At 70.0% G+C, this 6,075-nt stretch carries 5 protein-coding genes; 3 read left to right on the plus strand and 2 right to left on the minus strand.

The features are described 5' to 3' along the window. Positions 1–26: 26 nt before the first annotated feature. Positions 27–731 (minus strand): carbonic anhydrase, encoded by a 705-nt coding sequence (locus ACLQ22_RS09610; RefSeq protein ID WP_121401129.1) that lies wholly within the window; start codon positions 729–731, stop codon positions 27–29. Positions 732–988: 257 nt separating this feature from the next. Further along, positions 989–2,146, minus strand: coding sequence for an FAD-dependent oxidoreductase (locus tag ACLQ22_RS09615; protein WP_425691954.1), 1,158 nt, complete (start codon positions 2,144–2,146; stop codon positions 989–991). An 83-nt stretch (positions 2,147–2,229) separates the two neighbouring features. Here ACLQ22_RS09615 and ACLQ22_RS09620 point away from each other — a divergent pair, with 83 nt between their 5' ends. The 3 genes from ACLQ22_RS09620 (at position 2,230) to ACLQ22_RS09630 (ending at position 5,931) form a co-directional block, all read left to right on the plus strand. Then, complete coding sequence (locus tag ACLQ22_RS09620; protein ID WP_425691955.1) at positions 2,230–2,826, plus strand: TetR family transcriptional regulator; 597 nt, start codon at positions 2,230–2,232, stop codon at positions 2,824–2,826. A gap of 312 nt (positions 2,827–3,138) precedes the next feature. Continuing rightward, entirely contained in the window at positions 3,139–4,119 is a 981-nt protein-coding gene (locus tag ACLQ22_RS09625) for an alpha/beta fold hydrolase (protein WP_425691956.1), read from the plus strand. 630 nt (positions 4,120–4,749) lie between these two features. Beyond that, positions 4,750–5,931, plus strand: coding sequence for an acyl-CoA dehydrogenase family protein (locus ACLQ22_RS09630; protein WP_425691957.1), 1,182 nt, complete (start codon positions 4,750–4,752; stop codon positions 5,929–5,931). The last annotated feature ends 144 nt before the right edge of the window (positions 5,932–6,075 follow it).

The raw sequence follows: 6,075 nt of genomic DNA on the forward strand, positions 1-6,075 counted from the left end.
CCGTCAGGTTGGTGCACCGACCGAGGTCAGTCCACCAACGTGACCTGCCCGTTGTCCAGGTCGTACCGGGCGCCGACCACCTTCAGCGCGCCCGCGTGCACCCGCTCGGCGATGATCGGACTGCGTACGGTCAGCGCCTGGACCTGGGCGCGGACGTTGGCGCGGACGCCGTTGTCGACCTCGTCCCCGGGCTGCCCCAGCACCGGCGCCACCACGGGCCGCAGGCTCTCGACGATGGTGCCGATGTGACCCGGGGCGGAACCTCCGGTGCGGATGGCGTCGATGGTGGCGGTGATCGCCCCGCACCGCTCGTGACCGAGCACGACGATCAACGGGCTGTGGAACTCCTCCACGGCGAACTCGATGCTGCCCAGCAGCAGGTCGTCGACGATGTTCCCGGCCACCCGGTTGTCGAACAGGTCGCCCAGACCCTGGTCGAACAGCACCTCGGGGGCGACCCGGGAATCTGCGCAGCCGAGGGTGATGGCGATCGGGTGCTGACCAGCGGCCAGGCGGCGCAGGTCGGCCAGGCTCTGGTGCGGGTGCCGGCTGTGCCCGGTGACGAACCGGTGATTGCCGTGGCGCAGCCGCCGCCACGCCTCGGCCGGGGTGACGACGGGCAGCTGGCTCGGGGCGGCCGTCGCCGGCCGGGAGGCGGCGAGGCCGAGCGCGACAGCGGTGGCCCCGCCGGTGGCCAGCAGCGACCGACGGGACACGACGTTTCGCTTCACGATGATCTCCTGAGGTGAGGTAATCGCCTGCTTTCTACCACCGCCGGAAGAGCCACTGTGTCCCTTTCCCGACCCGGTCCGTTGCGTCACAACAGCGCTTGCCCGCCGGCCTCGGCAGGACGCCAAGGCGCCGGGTCCGCGTACCGGGCCCAGTTCCGTGCCGCGCGCAGGACGGCCGTCAGCGGGCGGCGGGCCGGTCGACGTCCACAGCCAGGTACGTGCATCGCAGGCCCCCATGCGTACCCTCGGATCGCTCTTCAGCGGTTCTGTCGTTCGATGCCGCGCCGGATGAGGCCGCGGACGCCGGGGAGGGTGATCGCTCGGATCGTGACGTCGTTCATCCAGACGTGGAACCGGCTCGGTGGCGCGTACTGGTACATGCCGCGGCGCGCGAGCGCCTGCCGCTTGACGACCTCGGGTCGCAGGCCGGTCTCCCATTCCGCCAGGGCTGATGAAATGTTGTCGCCGTGCCGCTGCAGGGCGGTGCCGAGCTGGTCGGCGCCGGCGAGTGCCAGGGCCGCGCCGTGCCCGGCGAAGAGCGTGACGCACCAGGCCGCGTCGCCGAGGAGCGCGGTTCGCCCGGTGCTCCATCGTGGCATGTCCACCTGGCTGACCCGGTCGAAGAAGACGCCGGAAGGGTCGGCCTCCAACTGACCGATCGCCTCGGGCACGCCCGCGGCCAGGTCTCCGAACGCTGCGCGAAGCGCATCCACCGGTCCGCGTTCCAGTTCCCGGCCCGCGTTCGCGCAGCGGTACGCGAAGAAGGCCGAAGACCGTCGCGGGCCCAGGTTGACGACTGCCGCCGTGCGCCCGGGGCCGATGAAGGTCGTGGCGGACGACTCGCGTACGGCCGCCACCGGATGCGCGAGCGGGAACGCCGCCACCACGTACGGCAGATCGACCCGATGATCGGGGCCGAACATCGCAGTCCGGGTCGCGGAGTGAACGCCGTCAGCGCCGATGAGCAGGTCGGCGTCCTCGATGGTGCCGTCGCTGAGCCCGACCCCCACCCGGTCGGCGTCCTGGTCGATGGAGGAGACGGTGACGCCGAAGCGGATCTCGACGCGGTCGCGTACCGCTTCGTACAGTGCGGTCTCGAGGTCGCCTCGGAACACCGTCATGGTGCGGGGGCCCAGTGCGGCCTCGGCGACGGCTGAGGGCACCGTGAGCTTCGGCCTCCCGTCCGCTCGGACCAGCACGGTGGTGAACAGGCCCAACGCGCGGGCGGAGAGGGCGGGGATCAGCCCCAACCGCTCGGCGGCGTCGTAGCCCCCTCCGAGCAGGTTCACCAGGTAGCCCCCGCTACGCCGGGCCGGGGCGCGTTCCACGACGAGCGTGTGCCACCCGTCCTGTGTCAGCCGCAGGGCGGTGGCAAGACCGGCTATACCGGCGCCGACGATCACCGCTCGTTTCATCCGCACTCCCCAACCAGAATGAGCATCCGCTCAAACAGTATGAGCAGATGCTCATCCAGGCGCAACATGCTTAGACTTCGGGCATGCCACGCGGAGTCGCCATCGCCGAACCTCGGCAACACCTGTTCGCCGCCGCGGAACGCGTGATCGCCGCAGCAGGCCCCAGCCAGCTCACCAGCCGAGCGGTGACCCGCGAGGCCGGAGTCGCCACGGGGCTGCTGTTCGCCCACTTCGCGAACTTCGACGACTTCCTGGTCGGCTACGCGGTCGACCGGAGCTTCCAGATCGCCAGCGCCGCGGCCGGCCTTTCCGGCCGCGCCGGCACCGGTACGGTCGCCGCAAACCTCACCGAGACAGCCCTCGCGACCCCGATGATCACCCTGCTGGCTGTCACCCGGCTGATCGCCTCCCGGCCAGCGCTAGCCGCAGAGGTGGAAGCGGTGCTGGGCAACGGAAGCGCCGCACTGCAACCACTCGAACGTGCCGTCGTCGCATACCTGGTCGCCGAACAACAACTCGCACGGATACCCACAGACGCCGACACCGAGGCGCTTGCTCTGGCCGTGGTCGGCGTTCTCCACCACGTCGCGCTCACCGGCGGAACCGACCCGGCGGCAGACGGCCGTATCCGCCGCGCCATAACCGCACTGACCGACGGCTCCCAGGCCGTCACTTCCTGACTCGATCCCCGCGCGACCAGGGCACTCCGCCGCCCATCCGGGACGAAGACGCCGGCCACACCCGCCGGCTCACCCCAGCTCGGAATGATCAACCGGATCGCCGCCAACCGCGTCGGTGGATCAAGACTCAGGACTGTCGGTTATCCCGTTGACGGACGTTCCGGCCATCGGACGCAAGCGCAAGAAATTACATCCCATCGGTCATTCCCGATAAACCATCGGGCATCCGTGACCTTTGCGTAACCCTGTGTTCCCCCAAAATCGGTAAGGATCCATGTCACTGTCTAGAGAACTGGAGCATGCGTGTCTTCGATGAACAGAAGGAAGCTGATCGCGCTCGGCGCCGGCGCGGTCGCCGCCGCGGCGACCGGCACGGCGGCACAGGCCGCACCGTCCACCGACGGCGCGCTGGCCACCGCCCCGTCCGCCGCCGAGCTCGCAGCCACCCTTCCGGGGGGTTTCACGAGCAGGTACGCGGCGGTCAACGGAATCCGGCTGCACTACGTCGCCGGTGGGCGCGGGGAGCCGCTGATCCTGCTGCACGGCTGGCCGCAGACCTGGTGGGAGTACCACAAGGTGATGCCCGCGCTGGCCACCCGGTACCGCGTGATCGCCGTGGACCTGCGCGGTGCCGGCGGCTCCAGCAAGCCGGCGTCCGGGTACGACAAGAAGACCATGGCGGCGGACATCGCGGCGCTGGCCGGGGCGCTGGGCTACACCAAGGTGAACGTCGTGGGTCACGACATGGGGGCGATGGTCGCCTACAGCATGGCGGCGAACCACCCCGCAGTCGTCAACAAGATCGCCATGCTGGACGTGGAACACCCGAACAGCAGCTACTACGAGTTCCGCATGCTGCCGGCGCCGGGTGTCCCGTTCCACCCCTGGTGGTTCGCCTTCAACCAGGTGTCACAGCTGCCGGAGCAGCTCATCACGGGTCGGTCCCGCTTCCTCGTCGACTGGATGTTCGACAACCTCCTGGTCAACAAAGCAGCCATCAGCGACTTCGACCGGGCCGTCTACGCCCATGCCTACTCGACGCCGGACGCCATCCGGGGCGGCAACGGCTGGTACCAGGCGCTGGGCCAGGACATCGCCGACAACGAGACATACGCGCCGGTGACCACCCCGGTCCTGGGCATCGCCCACGACGTCTTCTTTCCGAGGTTCGCTGCGACGCTCAGCCAGCAGGCCGTCAACGTGCAGCTGGTACAGATCGCCAACACCGGGCACTACTTCGTTGACGAGCAGCCTCAGGTGCTCACCCAGCACCTGAGATCGTTCTTCGGCTGAGGCCGGGCCGAGCCGGGGCTCCGAACGGGACGGTGGGCGACGGCCGATCGAGCCGTCGCCCACCCCTGCCGCACTCCACCGACGCCGGCCTGGAGACCGCCGCATCGTCGGGACGCCGTGATGACCGCTGCGCGTTGGACATGTCCCTGCATCCCTGGCCGCCGGCTTCCACGTGCGGCGCGCGTGGGACGGTCGCGCTGTCCTAGGCATTCGACGACGGCAGCCGGCGTATCGGCCTGACGCATCGGGAACGCGCGGTCCGGGATGCCTGACGCAAGGCGCCCCCGCCCGTCGTGCTGGGCCGGTCCATGCAGCGTGATGGTGCGACGCGGACGGTCGCGCGACGGACGGCGTCGACACCGGCGGCGGCACGACTGACGCCGACCTGACCGCGGGTACGCCGACAAGCTGCCGAAACCTCGGAGCACGCGACCGCGGATAAAGCGCCGACACTTCGCCCCGGGCCGCAATCGCGGAGGTGCGGCAGGACTCTCCGGCTTGAAATCATCTCGGTGCGTGACCATATCGCGCCGAGATCTGCTCGAACCACCCATCAGGCCTGAAGCCACCCGATCGCCGTGACCATGTGCCGCAGCACGTGGCGACGGACGCCCGCGAAGGAGAATCACGATGGAGATCACCCAAGCGCCGCCCCGAGCGGAACTCGTCCGCCGCGCCTCCGAGCTCGTCCCGCTGCTGCGGGAGAAGGCGGTCTGGATGGACGAGAACCGGCAGCTCCACCCGGACGTCATCGAGGCCATCACCGATGCCGGGCTGCTGAAGATGCGAGTTCCGGTCCGCTACGGCGGCTACGAGTCCGACATGGGCACGGTCGTGGACGTGCTGGCCGAGCTCGGGCGGGGTGACGGCTCGACCGCGTGGACCGTCGCGGTCTGGTCGATCAGCACGTGGTTGACCGGGCTGTTCCCCGACGAGGTGCAGGACGAGGTGTTCTCGACGCCGGACGTGCGCGTCTGCGGGATCCTCAGCCCCGGCGCGATGGCCGTGCCGACCGACGGCGGTTACATCGTCAACGGCAAGTGGTCGTTCAACACCGGTGCGCAGCAGAGCACGTGGAACACGACGGCAGCGGTCACGCCGGTCGAGGGCGGCGGTTTCGCGCCGATCATGCTCGCCATTCCGGTCGCGGACCTGCAGATCGTCGACGACTGGCACACGTCGGGCCTGCGCGGTTCCGGCAGCATCACCACCATCGCCAAGGACCTCTTCGTCCCGGCGGAGCGTGCGCTCCCGATGGGGCCGGTGCTGCAGGGTCAGCACAGGTCCAAGCTGAACGCCAACGCACCGATCTTCAACGCGCCGTTCATGGCCACCGCCTGCTCGATCGTCAGCGCGCCGGCTCTCGGCCTGGCCCTGGCGGCGAAGGACGCCTTCCTCGATCGGCTGCCCGGCCGCAAGATCACCTACACCAGCTACGAGAACCAGAGCGAGGCCCCGATCACCCACATCGAGGTGGCCGGCGCGATCGTCGCGATCGACGAGGTCAGGTTCCACGCACACCGCGCGGCGGACCTGCTCGACACCAAGAGCCAGGCGGGCGAGCCCTGGACGCTCGAGGAGCGGGCGCGCATCCGACTCGACCTGGGCGCCGCCTGCCAGCGGGCCGAAGAGGCGATCGGCATCCTGGCCAATGCCAGCGGCGGCTCGTCCGTCTACCGGGACGTCGCGATCCAACGCATCCGGCGGGACGTGCAGGTGCTCAACCTGCACGCCATCCTGCACCCCAACACCAACCTCGAGCTGTACGGCCGGATCGTCTGCGGCCTGGACGCCAACACCCTCTACGTCTAGGACGGCTGTCGAGGTTCCCGGTCGGGCCGGGGCGGCGCCCAGGCTCGACCGGCAGGGCGGAGGTGGGGGCCGGCCCCCGCGTACGGGCCCTCCACCCCCCCCCCCCCGCGCCCAACCCCCCCCCCCCCCCCCCCGGGCCCCCCC

The organism is Micromonospora sp. DT178 (genome assembly GCF_049841695.1).
Taxonomy (GTDB): domain Bacteria; phylum Actinomycetota; class Actinomycetes; order Mycobacteriales; family Micromonosporaceae; genus Micromonospora.